Here is a 21,719-nt window from a genome sequence, read left to right on the forward strand (position 1 = left end):
GTTCAGGCCGCGAGCGCGGCGGGTCGATCGGATGACGGCGAGAGCGCGGCTGTTCGTAGCCGTGCGGTGTCGAGGTCTGTGCGCCAGCGGATGCGGGCGGATATCGCGCGCAGGAGGCGGTGTTCCAGGGGCGGCACGTCGGGGTCTTCGGGTCGGGCGAGTTCGAAGCGGTAGCGCTGGGATCCGTCCGCGTCGTCGGCCGCCTGGTCGTGCTCCTCGGTGTCGGCCATGCCGCCGGCGAGGATGGCGCGCACCCACGCGCGGTTGTCCGCGCGGTGGTCGGCGAGGGTCTTGCCGGACCACTGTCGGGAGACGAGGACGCGGCGGCCGGTGAAGCCGAGGGTGGAGCGTTGGTGGACCTTCCCGGTACACCGGCCCGGGGTCAAGCCCGCCTTGACGCCGTCCGGCTGAACGCCGTAGAGCAGCCAGTTCGCGCACGTGGGCGAGCACGGCAGGACCGATAGTTCGGCGTGGAGCCGGTCGAAGTGCGCCTTCTGCGGATCTGAGCGGGGCTTGGCTTGGTCAGTGAGGTCTTTGGTGACGTACTTGGTCACGTAGCGGATGGACCGTTCGGCATCCTTGGTGCCCTGCTCGATGCCGCGGGCGTCGATGCGGCCGAGTCGGGCGACGTAGGCGGGTCGGCTGTCGGGGTCTTCCAGGGCGTCGAGGGCTTCGCCCCAGGTGGGCAGCGGCTCGCGGGTCTTCGGGTCGACGTATGCCTGTCGGTCGACGTCCCAGACCGGCGGCTTGTCCACGCGGTAGACCGGTTCGTTGAAGGGTGGCCACCAGACTTGGTGGTAGGTGGCGGCGGCGATCTGCTTGAGCAGCCGGCGGGGCAGGGTGCCGCGGATGGCGAAGTGCGCGTGAGGGGCGAGGCGGCGTTGCAGCTCGACCGCACCCGCGTATTGGACGTTCCAGCCAGCGGCGCGGCGGACGTTCTGCCACCACCGGTCAAGGACCCGGGCGAAGTGAATCGCGTCCAGGGCCGCGCGCCGGTAGTCGTAGCCGGCAGGGTCGACGGGGGTGCCGAGGAGGTCATCGTGCGGGCCGTGCCGGGCACCGCACTCGCACGGCGCGATGTAGGCGCCGCGACGAAGGTGGGAGTGCACGGGCCCGTGCGAGTCGAGCGTCAGCGTGACCAGCATCGACGGGCGGTAGGTCTTGCCCGTCCGACCCGAGTAGGCCCGGCCGACCGTGCGGGGGTCGACGGGCAGCCGGGGCAGGTCGGGCGAGTCTTGACGCCGTCGGGTGGAGCGCTTGCGGCGGGGTCGCTCGTCGCGTTCCTTCGGGGTGAGGTGGCCGCGCAGGCTGGTCTCGCCGAGGGCTTCGTCCAGCTCGGCGATCGCGGCGTCGATCTCCGTTACCTGGGCGGCCCGCTCATCCGGGGTCATCGGCTGGTACTGGACGGCTTCGCGTTCGAACTCCAGATGCGCCCGCACCCGCACCAAGGCGAGGGCGTCCTCACCGGGCTTGTCGGGTCGGACGGCGGGTTCGTCGGCGAGGTGCCAGCCCTCCCGGATCTGCTGGATGCGCAGCCGCCGGCCCTTTTCCGCGCACGGCTTGCACTTCATGGCCAGGGTCGCCCCGCACGGCACTTCTACGACCTCGGTGAGGCCGGTGGCGGTGTCGGTGCGGCGCAATGCAAGGGGGCGGACGCAGACGCCGTGCGACTCGGCGAGTTGCTTGAGCGCGTCCTTGGCGAGGGGTTTGCGCATCCGGTCGGCGCGCGACCCTGGCCGGGGCTGCTCAACGGCGGTGAGCGTTCGTTGCGTCATTGGTAGGACCCCCTCCCATAGCGGGAGTGGAAAGCTGGGCGTCGTGACGTGGAATGACGCGGGGAAGTTCGTCAACGTGTACCGAGGGCCCGAGGGCGGCCCGTACGCCTGCCCGTGCTGCGGCTACCTCACGCTGGAGCAGCGTGGCTACTACGAGATCTGCTCGGTGTGCTTCTGGGAGGACGACGGTCAGGACGAGCACGACGCCGGCCGAGTACGCGGCGGGCCGAACCGGAATCTGAGCCTGCTCGACGCCCGCCGCAACTTCGCCAAGCATGGAGCGGCCGATCCGAAAGACCTGCGCCACGTGAGGCCACCCCGGCCCGAGGAACATCCGCTCGGCGATCAAGGCCGCACCTCCTGAATCACGCCAGTGGCGCTGCGAGGCGCGAACGCCGCCGCAGGCACGGGAACCAGGCCCGGCCGCTGTACCGCAATCTCCGGCCGCGCCGCGCGCTCCTCGTCGTTGGCGGCGTGGACCACGACGGACCGGTGATCTTCGGTCGGGTTGTAGACGGGCGGCACTTCGTCCCGGTCGGCCGGCTGGTCGACGGGCGCCGCCGGGGCAGCGGAGAAGACGAGTTTGGACAGGCCGAGGAACGCCAGCGCGGGCACGGCCGACAGCAGCCACCCGGACGGGCTCGGCTTCGCCACGGCCAGTTGCGCGGCGAGGGACAGCGCGACGGCGCAGACGAGCAGGAACAGCGGGTACCCGACCGGGCCGCCGGTGCGGCGGCGTCGCCGGATGGTCAGCAGCGCCGCGAACGGGAGCAGTTCGGAGATGGCGGCATTCGCCCAGCCGAACCAGTCCCCGGTACCGGCCGGCGAGTTGTTCATGGTCCAGTCGTGGACATGGGTGAACGAGGCGGCGCCGGCCAGTCCGCCGACGGTGAGGACGATGAGCACCAGGGCGAGCCCTTCCGTGCGTTCGGTGTCGGCCTTCATGGGGTCACCTCCTGGTCGGTGTCGTCGCAGAGGCGGCGGTAGTCGCGGCCGAGCTGGCGGATGTCGTCGTCGGTGAGGTAGGCGAACCGGACCCGGACGGGTTCACGGACGCCGTCGAGGACCACGAACCCCACCCCCGGCGACGACTCCGGAATGCGGTCGCAGAGCGCTCCCCGGTCGCGGGCGGCGTCGCCGAGAACCATGTCCACCTGCTCGGGCTCGGTCAGCCGCAGCCCTATGCGGGTGGGGAACAGGTCGCGGAACGGCAGCACGTCCTTGCGCGGGTCCTGCAACGCGGCGACCACGTGCACGCCGACCGCCCGGCCCTGCGACAGCAGCAGCCCGAGTGATTCCTTGATCCGGTCGCGGACCTTCCGATCGGTGATGTAGGCCGTGAGCGCGGCCAGCTCGTCGACGACCAGGACGAGCAACGGATCCTCCGGCGTCGGTACGTGCTGGCGGGTCACCCCGCGCAGCCGGGCCGCCCGCAGCCGCATCCGCTTCACGGCCTCTTCCAGGACGCCAGCCATGCTGTCCGGGTCGTCGTAGGCGAACCGGGTGAACAGCGGCACCCCGGCTGCCAACTCCATCCCGCCCTTCGGGTCGAACGCCCACACCTCCACCAGCCCTGAGCGAATACCACCGGCCAGGGAACGGAGCAGCGACCACAGCACCGACCCCTTGCCCGACCCCGTGGCCCCCGCGATCAGCACATGCGACCCGACCAGCCGCAGCCGGTAGGGCTGCCCGTCCTCGTCGACGCCGAGGACGAGCCCGCCCAGATCCGGCACGTCGGCCACCGGCAGCGGCGCCACGACGGCGGCGAGGGGGTCACGGCGTACGAGGCGCACCACCACGCGATCCGGCCGCGCCGTCGAGCGCGCCTGCCCGCTGCGGCGGCGGAAGGCGTAGGCGAGGCGTTCCGCGGCCTGCCCCCAGTCGTCCGGGATCTGCCCCGGCAGCAGCCGGACGGTCAGCTCGTCGCCGAACCGGTCGCACCGCACCCGCAGAAGCTGCGGAACATACCGGTCACCGGCGAACGCGGTCGCCAGCCCACAGGTCGCCACCACCGACGCCCACCGCCGCCGGTAGACGAACAGCGCGCGGACCCGGCTGACGATCGGGTACCAGCCGAACCGCAGCCACGACGACGGATGCCACCGCCACCACGCCACGCAGCCGGCGACGACGGTCAGGACGACGCCGCCCATGACCAGGCCGCCGAACTCGACCCAGATCCACAGAGCCAGCGCAGACGGGGCGGTGAGCCACCAGTACCGGACCGCCAGCACGGTGAGCCGGAACAGGCCCCGGGCCAGCCACCAGAGCACCAGCAGCCAACCCGGAACCCGCCACGCAGGAAGACGCACGTTCATCGGCGCCATGGGGATCTTGTCCCCGGGAATCACGTTGATCAGAGGCACAGGTCACCACCCCGAGCCGAGCGCCCCAGCGTCGAGATGCACGAGTGACACGACATGCGGCGCAGGTCGAACCGACGCGGCTTCACCCACCGACAGCAACGGGGACAGCGGATCGCACACACCCGGGCGGAAGCCGGCGGCAGCCGCAGCGCCGACCGGAGCGCCGCCTCGGTCTCCCGGTAGGCGTGGCGCAGACCGGCCAGGAGCGAGCGCGTGCGGGTGAGCGTGAGGGCCGCGCCGAGGAGCAGGGGTGCGGCGATGATCAGGGCAGGGGGAATTACGGTGGGCATCACGCCCTCCTTCGCCAGATGAGGGATGGCAGAGCGCGGGACGGGTCGGGACTCTTGGCGGGGAAACGACCCGCCCCGCGCGCACAACCAGCAGCGGTCAGGCCGTCGCCGAGCCCGGCACCACCGACGCCGGGCGGATCGCGGTGGCCCGTAGCGAGTACGCCATGCGGGAACGGCAGTCGCCCGAGGAGCGGCCCGGCTTGCACCGCTGCGAGTCGACATACGGGGTGAGGGTCAGGCCCTCGAACTCCACGGCCGGCGGGTAACCCGGCACGGTCGACGGCGGCGGCACCGGCTGCTGCGGAGCCACGACCTTGACCTTCACCTCGGTGGACCGGCCGAACTTCCCGGCCTCCGGGTCCAGGTCCATCACCCGCACCACCCAGACCCGCTCGCCGGTGTCCTTGTCCCGCGCCTGGTTGTCCGCCTCGCCCCGCCGCTCAAAATCGATCTGCGGCGAGACGCCGAGGCAGAGCGCCCCGGCGGGGAAGACGTACTCGGACGGAACGGGCACCTTCAACGTCATCGGAACCACGGCAAGACCTCCAAGTCCACAAGGCAACTCAACTAGTTGACTTGTTAAGTCAGATCGAAGGTAAAGAGTGCCAACTTGACTTGTCAAGTGGCTAATCCACTTTGGTCAGTCGAGCGGGTAGACGTCTTCCAGATCGTGCCGGGCGGCGGGAAGGAGCACGTCTACCGCCAGCACCGGCGTGGCGCTCCGGTCGCAGATGACCAGGAGCACGGTCAGCACCGGATCGTTTTCGCGGACCTGCAACAGCTCGGCTTCCTCGGTGTTGGGCAGCCGCGCCGAGATGCGTTCGGTCACGTGGTCGAGCTTGAGGCGCTTGCGGGAGGCGACGTGCCTGAGCAGGCCCTCCGGCATCACGTCCTGAGAGCCCACGCCGGTTCCATTGGCCAGCTCGACGGGCAGGAACGCCGTACCCAGTTCCACCGGGCCGACATCATCGACGGTGATGAGGCGTCGACGTGCCACGACCGGAGTCCCCGGTTTCACGCCGAGAGCGGCAGCGGCTCGTGGGGGAGCGGGAACGGTGCCGGCGGCCAGCAGCGTCGACCCGGCCCGCTCGTCGTCGTCGAGCAGGCCATAGCGGCGTTCACGTGATCGCTTGTCGGTGCCGCCCGGACGGCCCAGGACGAACCGACCCTTGCCCTGGCGGCTCTCGATCCAGCCGTCCTGCCGCAGGAGGTCCAGGGCCCGGACCACGACGGGACGGGACGCGCCGAATTCGCGGATGAGTTCGGTCTCGCTGGGCAGCATCCCGCCCGGCGGGTAGGTGCCGTCGTCGATGCGCTGTTGCACCGCGTTGACGATCACCACGTACTTCGGCGGCGCAACCTCGATCGGCACCGTTTCACTCCAGACGACAACTCAGCTTGTCAACAGGCTATCTGCGCTGCTGATCCCCTGTCCATGCGCTGCCGTCCATCTGACCCGGCCTCGGTGCGTAGCCGCCCTGCCAGTCCCGCAGAGCGTTCTTCAGCCGGGCGTTCTCTTCCCGGAGACTCGCCTCGACCCGGTCCCTGGCGATCAGCTCATCGACGACGCGATGCAGGAACGCGTAGACATGTGCCTCGACGAGCCCCCGCCGGCCGAACCCGGTACGCCGGAACCGCTGCCGGCGTACCTGATCGGGGACCATCGGCGCGAGCCGCGAGGCCACACGAAAGACTCCCACTGCCATCGAACTCTCCCATCAAGTCGTCGCACGTGTTCCCTGCCGCGGGCCGTCCTTAGCCGGCGTAGCTGCTGCTGGCTTTCGGCGTGGTTGACGGACCACGGCCCGAGGCGGGTCCGCCCGCAGCAGGCCAGCTTTCTGCACGAAGATCTCTCGACGTGCCAGAGCGTTGCCCGCTTGGTCGAGGACGTAGCCGGTCAGCCAAATCCAGTCGTGGTGGACCAGCTCGCCGGAGATCTTGATGACTCGGAAGATCAAGGCCCGGTCGCCGCCGAACTGCACCGACGCGCCCCGATTGACATACAGCACGTCTCCCGGCTTCGGGACCACGACCGACCGCCTTCCACACCTCGGATGACCGGGGCGCCGAGGCGGGCGGGCATCCGAGCGCGGCCGACACCGCGCTTCCACCAGCACCCGCCCCGGGCCAACTCAGGACACGGCGGAAACGCCGCGTGATGATCGGAGGGCCGGCGGTCGTCGCTGTCAGACGACCGCCGGCCCCGCCCACTGCCCTTGGGCGCCGGTGCCCGCGCAGTCAGGGCAGTCACGCCGTTGCAACCGGTTCGGGTCACCGGGAGCCCGGAGCGAGCGCCGAGGGCTGGCCATCTTCCAGCCCCGCCCCTCGCACGCGGGACACGCAATCGGCGCGGACGGCGAGGACTGGAGCGACCCTCGCCGCGGGCGCGACCCATCCACACACCGCACGACCCGAACCCCGGTTTGCTCAGCGCCCCTCCTCGCTGAACTCACCTCCCGGTGTCCGCGCCGACGCTGCTGCCCATGTGCATCGACGGGATGCACATGCACAATTGCGGTGGGTGAGCCGTCCATGTAGGAGAGATTGCACGGGACCTACGGGACCGATCGAGGACCCGTAGGGACACCTCTGACGGACATCGAGCGGACACCACGAGGACCTGCATTGCCGGAAGGACCTCACCCGGGCGAGCGTGGAGAAAGCCCATCAGGAAGGCGTAGACGGATGGCACGAGAACGCCGCGAACCTCGCACCATGCTGGAGCACCTGATCCAGCAGAGCGACCGCACGTACGAGGAACTGGCCGACGAGTTCTCCCGGATGGACCCCCGGGCGGCGATCAGCGCCCGGCACCTCGGGCGGTTGGCACGCGGCGAACGCGACCTGGCCTCATCGACCCCCGCCACCCGGCGGGCACTACAGGCCATGTTCAGCAAGCCCATCGACGAACTACAGCGCCCTTGGACTCCCCACCAGTTGACCCCTGCGCCGGAGCGACACCTCCTTGTCGACCCCGCCGGCGCCGGCCCGGAAAGGAACCTCCTCGCCATGGCCGCACAACGCGCCCGCCAATACGCCATGCTCGCCGCCGAGTCCACCAGCCCGGCCGCCATCGAACAGCTCGCCGAGGACGTGCAGCGCCTGGCGCTCGCCTACCCGCAGCGCCCCGTCAGCCACGTGCTCCCCGACCTGGTCGAGACACAGGACACCCTGTTCACACTTCTGGAGCGCCGCCAAGCCCCGAACCAATCCAGAGACCTGCACTTCCTCGCCGGCATCACCAGCGGCCTACTCGCCAAGGTCTCCCACGACATGGCCGACCCGCACTCGGCCATGCTCCAGGCCCGCACCGCCGTTCTCTGCGCCGAGCAGGCCGGCCACCCCGGGCTACAGGCGTGGCTGCGTGGCCTGCAATCCCTCGTCGCCTACTGGGCCGGCCGCTACGCCGAGGCGGTCCGCTACGCCGAAGCCGGCCGCGAGTACGCCACCCGGGCCGGCGGCACCTCCGCCGTCTGGCTGCCCGCCAGCGCCGCCCGCGCGTACGCCGCACTGGGCAACGCCGAGCAGGCCAAGGCCGCCATCACCGAGGCCGAGGACGCCTGGTCCCGGGTACGCCCCGACGAGATGGACGAGATGGGCGGCATCTGCACCTTCAACCAGCCCCGCACCCTCTACTACGCCAGCGATGCCCTGGCCTGGCTCCCCGGCGAGGCCACCAACACCGAGCGATACGCCCTGCGCGCCACCCAGGCGTACGCCGACCCCAACGACCCGGCATGGGCATTCGGTGACCAGGCCGGCTCACACGCCAACCTCGCCATTGCTCGCGTTGCCGGCGGGGACTTGGACGCCGCAGCCGACGCCCTGGCGCCCGTGCTCGACCTGCCCGCCGATCAGCGCATCAACGGCATCGTTCACTCCGTGCGCCGGGTGCACCAGGCCATCACCCGCGCCGGCCACGCCAGCGACGCCCGCGAACTCATCGATGGCATCGAGCACTTCACCCACACCCCGGCCAACGCCCTTCCTCGATAGGGCACGATCGGGCCATGGAGCCGATCACCATTCCCGGCCGCGTCATCACCCTGCGCGACTTGCGCTCCGATGACGCGGCCGACGCTTGGGCAATCGTCGGAGATGACCGGGTCACTCACTGGCTCTCCTTCGACAGCCGGGACCAGGCCGCCGCCGTCGCCATGGTCGAAGGCGCCATCGAGCGAGCCCAGCTCACCCCGCGCACCGAGTACTACCTAGCCGTTGCCGACGCCTCAGACCGCATGATCGGATTCGCGCGACTCGGCCTCACCGGCCACCAGGCCGCCAAACTCGGGTACGCCATCAGCGCCGACCACTGGGGCCACGGCTACGCCACCGACGCCGCCCGCACGATGCTGGCCTACGGCTTCCAGACGCTGAAGCTCCACCGCATCACCGCGGCCATCGGCCCCGACAACGCCGCCTCCATCACCGTTGCCGAAAGACTCGGCATGCAGTACGAGGGCCGACTACGCGACCACGTCTACACCAACGGCGCATGGCGCGACTCCCTGCTCTACTCCATCCTCGCCGAGGAGTGGACCAGCGACGCCGGCTGACCAACCGCCGGCGGCTCGACGGCCAACGCCGGCCGGATCATGGCGCCGGTACGATCGCCGGCATGCGCGACGCCGACACGCCGCCGCAGGAACCCGCCGACCGCCGTTACGCCGACACCGCCCTCACACTGCAGGAGCAGGCGGCCCGCATCCGCGCCGCCGTAGCCGAGGTGTACGAACGTGTCCAAGAGTGGCGACGCGCCCCAGGTTGGCGGGAGACACCAACGAACGCCCACCGGTACGCGGTGACGGCGGACGCTGTCGCGGCGCTCAGCGCGCTATCCGAGCCCGAGGCCCCGGAAGATCTGGCCGCAATTGTCGACGCGGTGCGTCCCGTGCTCGCTGAATGGCGCCCGAGCCGGCCGGGGCCGGAGCAGCAGATCTTTGCGGCAGTCGAGCGACTTCGGCAGGCATGCGGATAGCGGAGCTGCTTTCAGTTCTGCACAGCCCGGACTGAAGAGACCTCCAAGGTCATCTCGTAGACTCGCGCAAGTGATCTTGGGGGAGACTCCGCAGGGGTGGCAGTCGCGCCGAGTCCGACAAGCTGGGAGTCCCCGGCGGTGGCCCTGGGTGCTGTTGGCGTTGGTGGTGATCAGTTGCGCCGGCCTTGTGGCGGTGCCTGCCTCCTGGGCCGTGCGCAAGCAGTTGGAGGCAGAGCGCGGCGAGGCGACGCCGGAGGCCGCGGCCCGCGTGTGGCTGTTGCAGCTCAGCGCCGGTGAGGAGCTGGGGCTGTCGCGGGTGCTGGCCGCCGCGCGGCATGACGACCTGCGGCAGCAGTGGCGGGACTACCGGGCCGAGATGACCGGTGCCGGCCGGGAGCCTTCGAAGCTGGAGAGTGTGGGGCCGAGCGCGATCGAGCACCAGGCCGACGACCGGGCCACGGTGACCGAGCAGGTACGCGCGGTGTGGTGGGACGACGCGCAGATCCTCGCCGGTACGGCGCATCCTTGGCGGTGGGAGCTGCGCAAGGACCGCGGCGGATGGCGGGTGTGGTCCGTCGACCTGCCGGCATGGTGCGGGGTGCACATCCGGGCGAACCTGTGTCCGTGATGAACGGTCACGGAACGGTCCCGTGGGGCATCAGGGAGGCAGGACCGAAGGAGCCTACAGCGGCAAGATCGATACGAGTTTCCACCAGGAGCACCCCACTACAAGCGCCGCCATTGTGGCCACCACAGCCATCAGCAAGGGAACTCGGCCACCCCGAATCCTGAAATACAGCAACGCCACGCCAGCGGTCAGGCCGAGTGCAGGGACAAGCGCACTTGGCATCAGCGCGACCGCGAGAAAGCTGGTCATCCCTTCCGGGCCATCTCGACCAAGTACAGCAAGGAGGACAAGACCCGCCACCGACAGCCACGCCAGCCCAGCCAAGATCGCGGCAAGAACAAGGACGGCCGAGGCCCGATGGTGGCCCACCCATCCACCAGCGCTCGCCGACCTCGCCGACCGCTCCAGGCCGCCGCCCCGTCTGTTGCGTGCGAGAGCACGGTCCGCCACCCCGACTTCTGCGGCGCCAGGCTTTCGAAGCTCCACCCCAGGCGATCCCACTGTGCGATCCGGGATGTCGTCGCGCGGCACCGCCGTCCTGAGCCGAAGCCAGGGATGCAACTCTTCGGCATCGGACATGGCGGGATTGTGGCACTTCCTCACAAGCCCTGCCGCCCGCACGGATGGTTCGTGGATCAGCCACACCGCCGTCGTGCCGCGATCCCTTGAATGGAGCTGCGGAGCTGCGGAGATGTGATCCGTCAGCTGATGTGCGACGCAGTTCCGCCAGGTGATGTGCGACAGATCCAACAACTTAGGGGCGGGCGCGAGAGGGGCTCAGCCGGCGGCCGAGTGCTGGTGGCACCGGTCGCCGGCGGTGTCCGGCAGCAGGACACACCCGCACACCTGGCACGTTCCCCAGCGGCCATACCACGATCCCGTGCGCCGGAAGCGGGCGAGGGCGGCCCGCCAGGCACTCAGATCGGCCTCGTCAGTCTCGCCGTCAACGTCCACCGGATACCCGGGCTCGTTGCCGGCCAGAAAACCTGCAACAAAGTAGCGGGCCTCCTCCGACATGGCTCCCATCTCGGCACGCGACACGTTGTAGCCCACGCCCTCGTGGGGACACCACGCTGCCATCCGCCCAGTGAACGAGTGGCCGTTACCGACCAGGACGTCACGCCCGCAGGGGGCCTCAAACCACAGCCGCTCGTCGATCGGCGGTTCATCGATCGGAGCCCGCTCCCAACGCACTGGCAGGCTCACCTTTGCCACAGCGCACGAAGGGGCCGCCTCGCCGGTCGGGGGACACGAGGCCACGAGATTGGCCCCCCGCTCGTGGGCGAAGGCGATCGACTCGTCCCGGGCCATCAACTCCAGCTCTGTCCCGCTGTCGAGGTATACCTCGGCAGCCTCGATGGCCTCGTCGAAGCGGAACTCGGCGAGTGACCACATCCTGTCGGGCATGGATGACGATCCTAGATCCGCCGAGCCGCCCTGAACACTCGCAACTGTCGTATCAGCACGTTGAGGTGTTGCAGACAGTTGGCGGACGCGTGTCGCACATCAGCCGACGGAGGACAGCGGAGATGCGGAGATGTCTAGTCCCACCACATGCTTGACGGATGCGTCCCAGCTGATGCTTGACGGTTGGCCTAGACATTGAGGGCGACCTTGCGGGGTCGGTGGGCTTTGATCCGGGTGACGGGCTGGTCGGTGGTGCGGCGGATGGTGCGGGTGCCGTCGTCGCAGTGGATGGCCAGCTCGGTGTCGGTGACGTCGATGGTGAGGGTCTTGTGGGCGTGGACCCGGCCGAGTGCGATCTTCTGACCGACGACCATGACGACGCCGCTGTTGGAGGCCCGCCGCTGCACTCGCACGGGTCCGGTGGCCGGTTGTGGTGGTGGGCCGGCGGGGCGGGCGCTTCGCAGGCGGGCCACCTGCGCGGGGGTCAACGGGTTGGGTCGGGTGCGTAGGAGTTCGCGGGTGTCGAGGTCGAAGAAGGCCAGGGTGTGTTCCTCGATGCGGACCCCGACGCGGCGGCCGGCGAGGATTTCGGCGGCCAGGACCAGGTGCTGTCCCAGAGAGACGCAGCCGTTGGCGCCGATGGTCCGGTCGACCTCCACCGGACCGGAGGGCTGCCCCGCTGGCGCCGGCGGTAGGGGCGGTGGCCCGGCGGGTCGGCCGCCGGCGCGGTGCAGGGCGGCCAGATCGTTGACCGACAGGTGCGACCGCACGGACTTGATCCGGGTGCCGGCGATCAGCAGGTGGATGACGTCGGTGTCGGCCCAGAACGTCACCGTCACCCCGGACCGGATGGGGCCGAGCCAGAACTGCTTCCCGCAGACCTGCATGTTGCCCGAGGCGGGAACGACCCGCTCGAACTCCACCGCCCCCGGCACCGCCTGCACCGGCGCCGGAACCGGGACGGGCAAGGGTGGTGAGACGAGAGTTTGATCGGCCGGCTGGGTGAGTCGAGCCGGCAGTTTCACCGGCACCACCTGCTCCGCCGTCAGAGCGGGGCTGAATCGGTCGGCAGGGAAGGCCATGCCCAGGGACTGGTGGGGTCGGTCGGTGTTGTATTCGTCGCGGAACACGTCGATCGCGGCCTGAGCCGTGTCCAGGTCCGGCCAGACCGGCACGTCGTCCAACAACTCCCGGCGCAGGGTCTGGTGGAACCGTTCCACCTTCCCCGTCGTGGTCGGCGACGCCGGCTGCGTCAACCGATGGATGATGCCGTTCTCGCGGCAGATCCGGTCGAACATCACCTCCCCGCCCTTGCCGAACCGGTCGGTGAACTGCTTGCCGTTGTCGGTCAGCACCTCCTCAGGCACCCCGAACCGTCGCAGCCCGTCGGCGAAGGCCAGACACACGGCCCGGCCGGTCGCCCTGCGCACGACCTGGGCGATCACGCAGAACCGGGAATGGTCATCCACCCCCGTGACGACCTTCGCCTCACTGCCGTCCGCAAGGAACACCCCACCGACGATGTCCATCTGCCACAACTCCATCGGCCGAGCCCGTTCCCACCGGCGATAGTCCTTCCGCCCCCGCCGCCGCGCCACCGGCTCGATCAACCCATGACGGACCAGGATCCGATACACCGTCATCCGCGACGGCACCGGCTCCGGACAACCATGCCGCCCCAACTCGAAAGCGACCCGACGGGCACCCCACCGCGGATGATGCCGACGCAGTTCACACACCAACGCCTCCACCTCCGGCGACGCCTGATGAGCACACCCCCGCGGCCGACGGGAACGATCCTCCAACCCCGCCAAACCAGCTTCGGCATACCGGGCCAACCACGAATGAACCGTCTGGCGCGACACCCCAACCCGGGGCTGCCACCTCCACCACCGGATCCCCGGCCTGCACCGACAACACCGCCCGATACCTCTGCTCGACGATCGACAACTCCACCAGCGCCAATCCCGGCCTCCCACCACGCGATGCCCGCAAACACCACGCGATGAAGAAGCCAGCTCATGATCATGTCAAGCATCTGGTGGGACGCGACTGTCAAGCATGTCCCGTGACGGGACAGCGGAGATGCGGAGATGACTGCCGAAACAATCTCATCAGGATCAAGGGCCGCGCAGGCGCGGCCCCGCCCGGCGTACTCGGCCTGCTGGCGGCCTGCGGCCGGCATCGGCCGGCACGCCGGGCGGTCGAATCGTTAGTTGGAGAACAAGCCGTGACGATCGCGTGGGGAGAGATCGCCGTCGGGGGCGAGGCGATCGCTGCCGCGCCGCTTCGCGGCTTGCCGCCGGGTATCGGCTCAGCCACCGGCGTGGCGGAGCCCTGGCGGGCGACTGGCCGCAGAGCGGGCAGCCCACTGCAGACAGTGAGGGCTAGCCAGGCGGCGCGACATTTTGAACCTAGATAGGCTCTATTGCGTCCGTTCGTCGGTGCGTGAGGCTCTCGTTGCCAAGGGTAGTATCCGGCCATGGCCCAGGTCGCATCGGATTCCGAATTCGTCCAGGCAGGGCGGTCACTCGCTGAGCGCATCGCCAATAGCCGCAGTGAGCATGAGGTGGTGCAAGCAAGGCTGACCACCGATGAGCGGGTGCTTGCGCGGGTGACCGACGGCATCTACCGCGAACCGTCGAGCGCTCTGCGAGAGTTGATCTCTAACGCATACGACGCTGATGCGACTGAGGTCGTGATTCAGACGGACCGACCACGATTTTCGTCGATAAGGATAGCGGATAACGGGAATGGGATGAGCCCGGAAGTGCTCGCCCATGTGGTTGAGCATATTGGCGGGAGCGCAAAGCGTTCACCTGGTGGTGGCGACCTGGGAATTACGCAGATAGACAACAGGTTCCTTAGTCCAGGCGGCCGTCGGCTGATTGGCCGCATCGGAATCGGCTTGTTCTCTGTATCTCAGCTCACTCATTCATTTCAAATTATCACAAAGGTCAAGGACGACCCGTGGCGAACTGTCGCCGTAGTCCGTCTGAGAACGTTCTCTGACGAGGCGTCGGATGCTGACAACGGGCCATATGAGGCTGGCTTGGTATCGATTTGGCGGGTTGCTGCCCGAGATATCGATGCAAGCGGAACCACTATTGTTCTTACCGAGCTGCAGCGGCACACGGTACGGACGCTTTCGGACGCCGACAGGTGGTACCGAGTGCAAGGGGGAGAAAAGCCGCCTCGGTACCATGTCGGACGCCTTGAAAGCGGGGAGCTGGTGAGTGACGAGGGCGAGCCCGCAGACTCGCTGCCGTGGAAGGATACTGATGACGGCTTAGCGGCCTTCACTTCTCTCGTGGACTCAGTATGGGAAGAACTGAGGACTGGAAATTCCCGCAATCCTTCCATTGATTTCTTGTTCGACAAGTACCTTCAGACAGTATGGGAATTGGCTTTAGCTGCCCCCCTGGCTTACGTAGGTGCTCACCCGCTAATGGTGGGGCCCGAGGACGCCGATCGCTATGTGTTCCAAGCGAACAAGCGAGAGCCCGCCCGGCCTCTTGCTGGAGGCTCCATCGCATCAGCGCTGGAGGTCGAGGAAGACATCGGCACTGGGAAACAACCATTTCGGGTATTCGTCGACAACCTGGAGCTGCGTCGACCGATCAGGTTGGAGGGCCTACCTTCAACGAGTCATGCCATCAAGAAGCCCCTCGTATTCGGCGACCGGGTACGCGAGGATTTCGGTGGAGTGGACGCTGCCCGCAGCGGCGGACCGCTTGAGTTCATCGCCTACATTATGTGGGCGCCGAAGATTGCGCCGATCGAGCACAACGGCGCCCTGATCCGCGTCCACGGGGCAAGCGGCACACTTTTCGATCAGACGTTCCTCGATTATGGAATCGCAGAGACCACTCGGCTCCGCCAGTTAACATGCGAGATTTTCGTAACGCGCGGCTTCGAGGCAGCACTCAATATTGACCGTGAAGGCTTCAACCAAGCGCATCCACATGCTCGTCGGATTACCTCCTGGCTGCACGCCTCGATTGGACGTGCGATCAACACTCAAAAGACCCTAGCGAGCAGGCTTCATAAGGAAGGCCGCCTGGCTGCGGCTGCAGGCCACGTTGCAGAACTCGACCGGATAGCCAAGAGGACGTGGAGACAGCGCCAGAGCGGATCGAGCGAGCCGCCCCCCGTGACCTGGGCCTACCCCGGAGGCGGGAGCTCGTCCATGGTCGACAGCATTCGGTTGGAGCCGGAGACAGTTTTGGGCGAGCGGCGCGCATCACCAGCCGCAGAGCGCGAGCGGATGACCTTAGCAGCCATCGCTCAGATCCTCGCTGCCTACAACTTACTGGAAAACCTATCGCCTGAAGAGACAAACGAGTTGATGAAGGCGCTTGCCACGGCCTTGAGGGCGGAGCCGTGACATACGAAGACCTTGACGACGAGAACTACATCGAGCAGGACCTACCCGTCCCTGATGAGGAGCCGGAGGAGCTTGCGCCGGCATATCAGCCGCCCGTGCCCCTTGGGGGCATACCAAGGCAGTTCAAGCCTTGGCACAGGCCGCGCAAGCAATACGTAAGACGTAAGCAGTGGGTCAATTCGTTTGCTGATTTACTCGACCACCTCTCCAGCGTGGACAACAAAAAAACTGAGGTGAACTACATTGGCTTGCCGGGCAGCGACTTGCTCGACGTGCGACTACTTTCAGAAGAGTGCGCCAAGAGAGGGTTCATGCTGCGCTACCTCGGCTTCGACCGTACAGCTACGACAGACAGTGCAGAGAGTGCTTATTTGCTTCTAAGCGAGGATGAGCTTTCCAAGAGTGGGCATATCCATCGTGAAAGCAAGGTTATGCCGGACGAGTTTTTGGAGTTGGCCGACGAAAACTCAATGGCATATGCAAGTGCCAGCCGCTTGTCTTTCGACGTAGTGAATCTGGATTTTTGTGGTAGCGCGACGAACAGCCCTGCAGGCCAGGGTGATATCTACAAAGCGCTGTTGAACCTATTTAAGGTCCAGTGGAAGCGCAACGACCCCTGGATACTGCTCTTGACCTCCGCGTTTGACCGGGACGGACAAGGAGGGCACGGCCACCACAACGCTGCACAGCTTGTTGGGCCGCTCGAAGAGCGGTTGACGGCCTGTGAAAGGGCTCTGGCCGAGGCGCAGAAAGCCTTTGGCGCTGGATCTGGTATGGGTTTGCCAGAGCTCGATAGCTGTGGCGAGGAAGTCTACTCGAGGTGGTTGCTCTTCGCCTTCACGAGCTGGCTTTGCAATTTGGGAAGACAGGTGCGCAGCGCTCGTTTCAAGCTGATAAGCGTCTTCAGCTACCGACTGAGCAAATACCATCCAGCGCCGAACATGTTCAGCCTGGTTATGCGTGTTACGCCATATGATCTTGCCGTGCACGATCCGTCACGCCTGATACCGGCGCCGGAGCTGCCGGACGAGTGCGCAGAACTGGAACAGCATGCGGTCCGTATGGGTGTTGTGAAGGATGTCGACGCTGTCCTCCGCGCCGACGAGTTCCTTTTCGAGGAGATGCGCGCTGATATGGCGAACCTACTTGCAGATCTGCGGTACGACCGTGAAGCCTACTTGAGTAGCGACTTCAGCAAGCGGATCGAGGATTCGGAAGGGGCAGCACGGCAAATCGGGCTGCAAAGAATCGCTGGAACAACCGCCGTGACGCAGCCGGGCGGACGTGTCTAGATGGCTGATCATCTGTCGCCTGGAGGACGGTCCCGGGTGATGGCGGCCATACGGTCCAAGGACACAACCAGAGCGAGCAGTCAGAGAATCGCTTCGAATAGCGGGGGCGACAGGTTATCGCCTCCATGTTAAGGAGTTGCCAGGGAAGCCGGACATCGCTTTCACTCGATGGAAGGTTGCCATCTTCGTGGATGGAGCTTTCTGGCACGGACACCCGCAACATTTTCGCGCGGAGACCGCCTCCGAGTATTGGAGAACCAAAATTGCCAATACTCAGAGGCGGGACCAATTAGCTACGGCGGCTTTGGTCGCTGCTGGGTGGACCGTCCTCCGCTTCTGGGATTTTGACGTTAAGGACGACATTGGGTGCCTGGCCAGCTTAGTGGTCGATGCTTTGAAGCGGGCTGGCTGGAGCGGCGCGTCAGCGGTCGGAAGCTAGTGTCTGCAGCCATCCATCGAGAGAGGAGAGTCGTCCGCTCTCGATGTGGCGCAGCATATCGACGCACTTATTTTTGCTGTCGGCCGTACGTCCGCGTAAGCCACCTTGGGTCCCTCAAAGGTGATGGCGGCGATTCGGTCCAAGAACACGAAACCGGAGCTGGCCGTAAGGAGCGCTCTCAGACTTGCGGGAGCGACGGGCTATCGGGTGCATGTTTCACAGCTACCTGGTAAACCGGACCTAGCCTTCACGCGGTGGCGGGTGGCCGTCTTTATAGACGGCGCGTATTGGCATGGTCACCCCGACTACTTCCATGCGTCAACTGCTGCGCCCTATTGGCGAGAAAAGATTGCGCACTCAGCGGCGATATGCTTTGGCAGACAGAAGCTTGCGGGACAATGGATGGTTAGTCCTCCGCTTTTGGGATTTTGAAGTGAAAGCTGACGTAGGAGCAGTTGCGGGCAAAATTACCGAAACGCTGCGGCAAGCAGGGTGGAAGAAAAAAAAGCTCCTAACCAGACGCCGCAAGCTTATTAACCCATCCTGCAAACGAGGACAGGCGGCCACTGGCGATGTAGCGATACATCGGGCCGGAGTTATCTTCTCGGTCAGTTCCACCGTGGCGATAAGCCAAAGCTGGACCTTCTGGTTGTACATGCACTACATCGGTGAACTGATTCTGGTTCCCGGACCGGCGTTCGCAGGCCCGAACTAGCCTTGCAGAATCAAATTCGTTAGTGATGCAGACGTAGTCGAAGTCTTCGCCCAAGTCCTCGCGGCCGGTGTAAGTCGCGTACTCGCTGTCGAATTGCTTTTCTCGGTCAGCTCGCACGCTCCACTTCGCGGTGACCAGCAATCGCCGCTGGTCGCGCTTGCGGATGAGCACCAGGTCGACGATGTCTTCCTTGTGCTTAGCTGGCCCGCGGCTGAACCCCCGAATGTTGTGTAAACGCGTTCGAGTATTGATTTCATACGCCGCGGCAATCACAGGGATGCGATGCAAGATTGCAGCAATCGAGTCTTCGAACGCCTCGCCAATAAGGTTGCGGCGCTTATTTTCCTGCTTTACATAAGTCAGAACTCGTTGCACTAGCTCTTGCTGCGCCGTCTGCGGCGGCTGCCCAGCAAGCCAAGGTTCGACGGCATTAAGAATGACAGTGGCTAGCTCTGGGTCGTCTCCCGGCTCAGGAAAACCCATGCCTTCATACGGTTCCCGCTCTTTCAGCGTCCGCTTGCTACGCGCCGCGGAAATCTTTGCGCTGGCCAAGTCGACGATCGCGCGACGGAAGAGCCAGTCAATCTGGTTGGCTAGTTCTGCGGGGGTCGTTTCTAGCTGCTCCGCTACCCATCCATGGAAGGCGAGGGAACGCACGTACCATGCTTCGCCAGGTTGACAACGGTTACTCTCGTAGCAATGAGCAAGCCCGATTGTTCGGTCGATGGATAGAAGTAATCGGTAAATATGCTTCCATGCCGTCGAAGGATCCAGTTCGTCTGCCTCCGAGAAGTACAAGTCCAGGAGGCGGCCGCGGTTTTCCGCGCCGAACGCTGTAACCTTCTTCTTGCGGGTTCGCTGGCGGGGCACACCTTTCTGGGGCTTCGCTGCCGGGGGTATTGGCATACCGGGCAGGGGTTCGGTCATGTCGCTGACGTTCCCCGGCAAGCTTTCCAAACCACCTCGGCTACCTCCCGTGCAATCGCCGCTGCGAGGAGCGGAGGCACAGCGTTACCCACCTGCCGATAGCGAGAGTGGGTAGGGCCCCCGTCGATACGCCCAGGGATGTTGCCACGTGTCGGGTCGGATGTAAAGACGAACCGATCAGGAAACGACTGAATTCGGGCAAACTCTCTCACACTGAGTGCGCGGTGGGCGTTGTAGTGGTAAGCGCAGTCGGCCTTGGTGTTCAGGGTCCACGCCCACATCGACGGGTGAAGCCGCCGGTAGGCGTAGAAGTGAGCCCGTACCAGGCGTCCGCTATCAGTGCTAGGTCCCCACTTTTGTCCGCTAATGTAACGGGCGAGGAACTCCTCGGCCAAGTCTCGATGGTTGCCGCCCGGTGGGATATTGCTAAGCCTGGTGACGGTGTCCTGATTGATACGCGGAACGCTAACATTGCGCGTAACCTTGGCAGCACCAGATCTCATAAGTCGTTGATAGGCCGACTGGGGCCGCCTTAGCTCTTTTGACTCAACTTCATCGGCCCGCCGTCCGGCCTCCAAGCCTCGAAGGTCCGAGATGGCTTGCTCCACGGAGACGATCGTAAGATCCTTAGGGTCGTTCAACATCTCCGCGTAGTCGCTCGATCCGTGCCCTCGTTGCTCGACGGCGTAATACCCCTTGCCGCGTCTCACGAGCGACAAGGCTGCGCTGGCGCCGCTGCCGGCCAGAGTGGGCGGAGAAACATCCAAGTCTGCACGAATGCCGAGAAAAACGATCCGTTTTCTCGTTTGGGGTACGCCGAAGTCGACCGCATCGACCGGCGCGGGCGGCTCTACCCGGTACAACCCGCCAAGCTCTAAGTCTTCGACTACCTGCTCAACAACGCCCATCTGCGCCATGCCAGGCACGTTCTCCATAACGAACGCCTTTGGCCTGATCTGATTCACTAGGTCGACGAATTCTCGATACAGGGAGTTGCGGGGGTCGTCGATTATCCTTGAATGGTTCCGAACCTGTGAGAACGCTTGACAAGGCGGACCGCCTGCTACTACATCTACACCGGAGGAGGCATCCAGAATTTGCCTCTTGATTGCCGGATCCCGAACGTCACCACATACGGTGGTCGCTTCTGGAAAGTTGAGCTTGTATGTAGCGCATGCGTCTGGATCGACATCCGAGCCTAGGACGACCTGGAAGCCCTGCTGTCGGAAACCTTCAGACAAGCCGCCCGCGCCGGAGAAAAGATCGATCATAGTCAGCGGGCGACCCTCGCCCCCTGAAGAAGATGCCGGAGGCAACTCGAATAGTGGCTCCGGCTTCGAAGTCCTCATGCTGTCCCTCCGACCTTGGGGCTACGTGGCGCGCCTGCGTCTCGCCCGGGTCTGCCGGCCATCATGGTCGATGGCTCTCGTGCTGCCGGGTAGGCACGCCACGGCGAGCCGTGCACGATCTTTCTACTAACAGGGTCCGACGGTCTACCTGGGGGTCACCCGTTAGCGGCTCCAGGCGCGACTCTTGATACTTCCAGGCTGTCTTCAACACGGGTCAAGGCCCTGTAGCCGACGGAGCTGGGCTGGCGCCTGCTGCGACGCGGCAGTACAGCAGCGATGTACAGCAACCGGCCGGCCCGCAAGAGCTGCCAGGCGGCGAGCAGGAGCTGTGCGACGTCGAAGATGGCCATATGAGATCGCATCGCCCGGAGCTACGGATCAGAAGGTTCTGCGGCCTGCGCCTGCCGGCGGCGGCCTCCGGCCGTCCTCGGGCGCCCGCAGCGCCTTAGCCCAAAAGTCAGCGGATCGTCAGCGAACGCCGCACCACGTGGCGCCTCTCGATCATGCTCGATGGTACGACCAGTAGGTCTGACCACGCGGTACGGCACTCGATCACGCTTGCTGCTACGTCAGGTCACTTTCCCCCCGACGGGGGTCGTCCCTTTCCGGGGAGCGCTCCCGCCCTGGTGGGAGTGCCTTTCCGGCTCGGCCAGGTCGAGCGCCGGGCGGAAAGTCAGCGATCGTCAGCCGCGCCCGCTCTCTCGTCGGCACTCCGTCCGTCACCAACCGGACCGTGAGGAGTGAACAGCCGAACGGGTACGAGGATCTGCGTGTGCTCGCCCCGCCTGTTACGAGGTGCCACCTTGATGCCCTCCACCCAGATCCACTGCTCGCGTTCGGGGCGGTTGAGCACCAGGCGGACGCCGGTCATCCGGAGCATCATCGGCCCGTCGGATGGTCGGTAGCGGTCGGCTGCCTCCACCCGGAGCACATGTCCAAGCCGTATCCGAAGGTCGAACACCACGACTCCTTGTCGTCCGCGCCAGCGGCGGCGTGCTGCTCTGAAGGCCGGCGATCCGCGCTAAGACCTCCCGCTTCGCCGACGCTTGCCCGTCGGCCGGGTTGATGACGTAGCCGATCAACCACACCCAGCCGTCATACGCCGGCCAGTCACCGATCGCGGTCACCCGCAGCCACAGCGCCCGATCGCCGCCGAACTGCAC

21 protein-coding genes and 3 pseudogenes are annotated in these 21,719 nt (G+C 66.1%); 10 read left to right on the forward strand and 14 right to left on the reverse strand.

Annotation, left to right across the window (positions count from 1 at the left end; all coding sequences use genetic code 11):
- Window positions 1–2: 2 nt before the first annotated feature.
- Complete coding sequence (locus tag ACLQ2W_RS04090; RefSeq protein WP_425786007.1) at window positions 3–1,775, reverse strand: replication initiator; 1,773 nt, start codon at window positions 1,773–1,775, stop codon at window positions 3–5.
- A gap of 43 nt (window positions 1,776–1,818) precedes the next feature.
- On the opposite strand from ACLQ2W_RS04090, the gene ACLQ2W_RS04095 reads away from it, so the two are divergent.
- Window positions 1,819–2,139 (forward strand): CPCC family cysteine-rich protein, encoded by a 321-nt coding sequence (locus ACLQ2W_RS04095; RefSeq protein ID WP_425785273.1) that lies wholly within the window; start codon window positions 1,819–1,821, stop codon window positions 2,137–2,139.
- Here the strand turns inward: ACLQ2W_RS04095 and ACLQ2W_RS04100 are convergent.
- The 7 genes from ACLQ2W_RS04100 to ACLQ2W_RS04130 all read right to left on the reverse strand — a co-directional run bounded on the left by ACLQ2W_RS04100 (window position 2,121) and on the right by ACLQ2W_RS04130 (window position 6,464).
- Window positions 2,121–2,720 (reverse strand): DUF2637 domain-containing protein, encoded by a 600-nt coding sequence (locus ACLQ2W_RS04100; protein WP_425785274.1) that lies wholly within the window; start codon window positions 2,718–2,720, stop codon window positions 2,121–2,123. The two genes, ACLQ2W_RS04095 and ACLQ2W_RS04100, sit on opposite strands and share 19 nt — an antisense overlap.
- The gene (locus tag ACLQ2W_RS04105; RefSeq protein WP_405092088.1) at window positions 2,717–4,144 is read right to left on the reverse strand and encodes an FtsK/SpoIIIE domain-containing protein; all 1,428 of its coding nucleotides are present in this window, start codon (window positions 4,142–4,144) and stop codon (window positions 2,717–2,719) included. The genes ACLQ2W_RS04100 and ACLQ2W_RS04105 overlap by 4 nt, the downstream gene beginning before the upstream one ends.
- Window positions 4,135–4,434 (reverse strand): hypothetical protein, encoded by a 300-nt coding sequence (locus tag ACLQ2W_RS04110; protein WP_405092089.1) that lies wholly within the window; start codon window positions 4,432–4,434, stop codon window positions 4,135–4,137. The genes ACLQ2W_RS04105 and ACLQ2W_RS04110 overlap by 10 nt, the downstream gene beginning before the upstream one ends.
- A gap of 97 nt (window positions 4,435–4,531) precedes the next feature.
- Window positions 4,532–4,960 carry a hypothetical protein gene (locus ACLQ2W_RS04115; RefSeq protein WP_405092090.1) on the reverse strand — a complete coding sequence of 143 codons (429 nt, stop codon included), beginning with the start codon at window positions 4,958–4,960 and terminating at the stop codon, window positions 4,532–4,534.
- Window positions 4,961–5,074: 114 nt separating this feature from the next.
- A complete protein-coding gene (locus tag ACLQ2W_RS04120; protein WP_425785275.1) occupies window positions 5,075–5,773 on the reverse strand; it encodes a GntR family transcriptional regulator in 699 nt (232 codons plus the stop codon).
- 70 nt (window positions 5,774–5,843) lie between these two features.
- Complete coding sequence (locus tag ACLQ2W_RS04125; protein ID WP_405092092.1) at window positions 5,844–6,140, reverse strand: DivIVA domain-containing protein; 297 nt, start codon at window positions 6,138–6,140, stop codon at window positions 5,844–5,846.
- Window positions 6,141–6,152: 12 nt separating this feature from the next.
- Window positions 6,153–6,464, reverse strand: coding sequence for a hypothetical protein (locus ACLQ2W_RS04130; protein WP_405092093.1), 312 nt, complete (start codon window positions 6,462–6,464; stop codon window positions 6,153–6,155).
- 685 nt (window positions 6,465–7,149) lie between these two features.
- On the opposite strand from ACLQ2W_RS04130, the gene ACLQ2W_RS04135 reads away from it, so the two are divergent.
- From ACLQ2W_RS04135 to ACLQ2W_RS04150, 4 genes are all read left to right on the forward strand, one after another.
- Window positions 7,150–8,430, forward strand: a complete 1,281-nt coding sequence (locus ACLQ2W_RS04135; protein WP_425785276.1) for a hypothetical protein — start codon at window positions 7,150–7,152, stop codon at window positions 8,428–8,430.
- A gap of 14 nt (window positions 8,431–8,444) precedes the next feature.
- Entirely contained in the window at window positions 8,445–8,990 is a 546-nt protein-coding gene (locus ACLQ2W_RS04140; RefSeq protein ID WP_425785277.1) for a GNAT family N-acetyltransferase, read from the forward strand.
- Window positions 8,991–9,052: 62 nt separating this feature from the next.
- On the forward strand, window positions 9,053–9,412 hold the full coding sequence (locus ACLQ2W_RS04145) for a hypothetical protein (RefSeq protein ID WP_425785278.1): 360 nt from the start codon (window positions 9,053–9,055) through the stop codon (window positions 9,410–9,412).
- A 193-nt stretch (window positions 9,413–9,605) separates the two neighbouring features.
- Window positions 9,606–10,040, forward strand: coding sequence for a hypothetical protein (locus ACLQ2W_RS04150; RefSeq protein WP_425785279.1), 435 nt, complete (start codon window positions 9,606–9,608; stop codon window positions 10,038–10,040).
- Window positions 10,041–10,094: 54 nt separating this feature from the next.
- Here ACLQ2W_RS04150 and ACLQ2W_RS04155 read toward each other — a convergent pair whose 3' ends face one another.
- The 3 genes and pseudogenes from ACLQ2W_RS04155 to ACLQ2W_RS04165 all read right to left on the reverse strand — a co-directional run bounded on the left by ACLQ2W_RS04155 (window position 10,095) and on the right by ACLQ2W_RS04165 (window position 13,397).
- Complete coding sequence (locus tag ACLQ2W_RS04155; protein ID WP_405092097.1) at window positions 10,095–10,619, reverse strand: hypothetical protein; 525 nt, start codon at window positions 10,617–10,619, stop codon at window positions 10,095–10,097.
- Window positions 10,620–10,817: 198 nt separating this feature from the next.
- Window positions 10,818–11,447 (reverse strand): hypothetical protein, encoded by a 630-nt coding sequence (locus ACLQ2W_RS04160; RefSeq protein WP_425785280.1) that lies wholly within the window; start codon window positions 11,445–11,447, stop codon window positions 10,818–10,820.
- A 188-nt stretch (window positions 11,448–11,635) separates the two neighbouring features.
- Window positions 11,636–13,397, reverse strand: a pseudogene (locus ACLQ2W_RS04165) (IS481 family transposase).
- Window positions 13,398–13,929: 532 nt separating this feature from the next.
- Here ACLQ2W_RS04165 and ACLQ2W_RS04170 point away from each other — a divergent pair.
- The 5 genes and pseudogenes from ACLQ2W_RS04170 to ACLQ2W_RS04190 all read left to right on the forward strand — a co-directional run.
- On the forward strand, window positions 13,930–15,834 hold the full coding sequence (locus ACLQ2W_RS04170; protein WP_425785281.1) for an ATP-binding protein: 1,905 nt from the start codon (window positions 13,930–13,932) through the stop codon (window positions 15,832–15,834).
- The gene (locus tag ACLQ2W_RS04175) at window positions 15,831–17,126 is read left to right on the forward strand and encodes a PP_RS20740 family protein (RefSeq protein WP_425785282.1); all 1,296 of its coding nucleotides are present in this window, start codon (window positions 15,831–15,833) and stop codon (window positions 17,124–17,126) included. Before ACLQ2W_RS04170 ends, ACLQ2W_RS04175 begins: the two co-directional genes overlap by 4 nt.
- Window positions 17,127–17,223: 97 nt before the next feature.
- Window positions 17,224–17,565 carry a hypothetical protein gene (locus tag ACLQ2W_RS04180; protein WP_425786008.1) on the forward strand — a complete coding sequence of 114 codons (342 nt, stop codon included), beginning with the start codon at window positions 17,224–17,226 and terminating at the stop codon, window positions 17,563–17,565.
- 123 nt (window positions 17,566–17,688) lie between these two features.
- Window positions 17,689–17,805 (forward strand): annotated as a pseudogene (locus ACLQ2W_RS04185) (very short patch repair endonuclease); the annotation flags it as partial.
- Window positions 17,806–17,878: 73 nt separating this feature from the next.
- Window positions 17,879–17,986, forward strand: a pseudogene (locus ACLQ2W_RS04190) (hypothetical protein); the annotation flags it as partial.
- Between the two features lie 90 nt (window positions 17,987–18,076).
- Here ACLQ2W_RS04190 and ACLQ2W_RS04195 read toward each other — a convergent pair.
- From ACLQ2W_RS04195 to ACLQ2W_RS04205, 3 genes are all read right to left on the reverse strand, one after another.
- The gene (locus ACLQ2W_RS04195; RefSeq protein WP_425786042.1) at window positions 18,077–19,207 is read right to left on the reverse strand and encodes a hypothetical protein; all 1,131 of its coding nucleotides are present in this window, start codon (window positions 19,205–19,207) and stop codon (window positions 18,077–18,079) included.
- Window positions 19,204–20,556, reverse strand: coding sequence for a DNA cytosine methyltransferase (locus tag ACLQ2W_RS04200; RefSeq protein ID WP_425785283.1), 1,353 nt, complete (start codon window positions 20,554–20,556; stop codon window positions 19,204–19,206). Before ACLQ2W_RS04200 ends, ACLQ2W_RS04195 begins: the two co-directional genes overlap by 4 nt.
- A gap of 673 nt (window positions 20,557–21,229) precedes the next feature.
- Window positions 21,230–21,517 carry a hypothetical protein gene (locus ACLQ2W_RS04205; RefSeq protein ID WP_425785284.1) on the reverse strand — a complete coding sequence of 96 codons (288 nt, stop codon included), beginning with the start codon at window positions 21,515–21,517 and terminating at the stop codon, window positions 21,230–21,232.
- Between the last annotated feature and the right edge of the window lie 202 nt (window positions 21,518–21,719).

The sequence above is a fragment of the Micromonospora sp. DT227 genome (genome assembly GCF_049841835.1).
In the GTDB taxonomy this organism is placed as follows: domain Bacteria; phylum Actinomycetota; class Actinomycetes; order Mycobacteriales; family Micromonosporaceae; genus Micromonospora.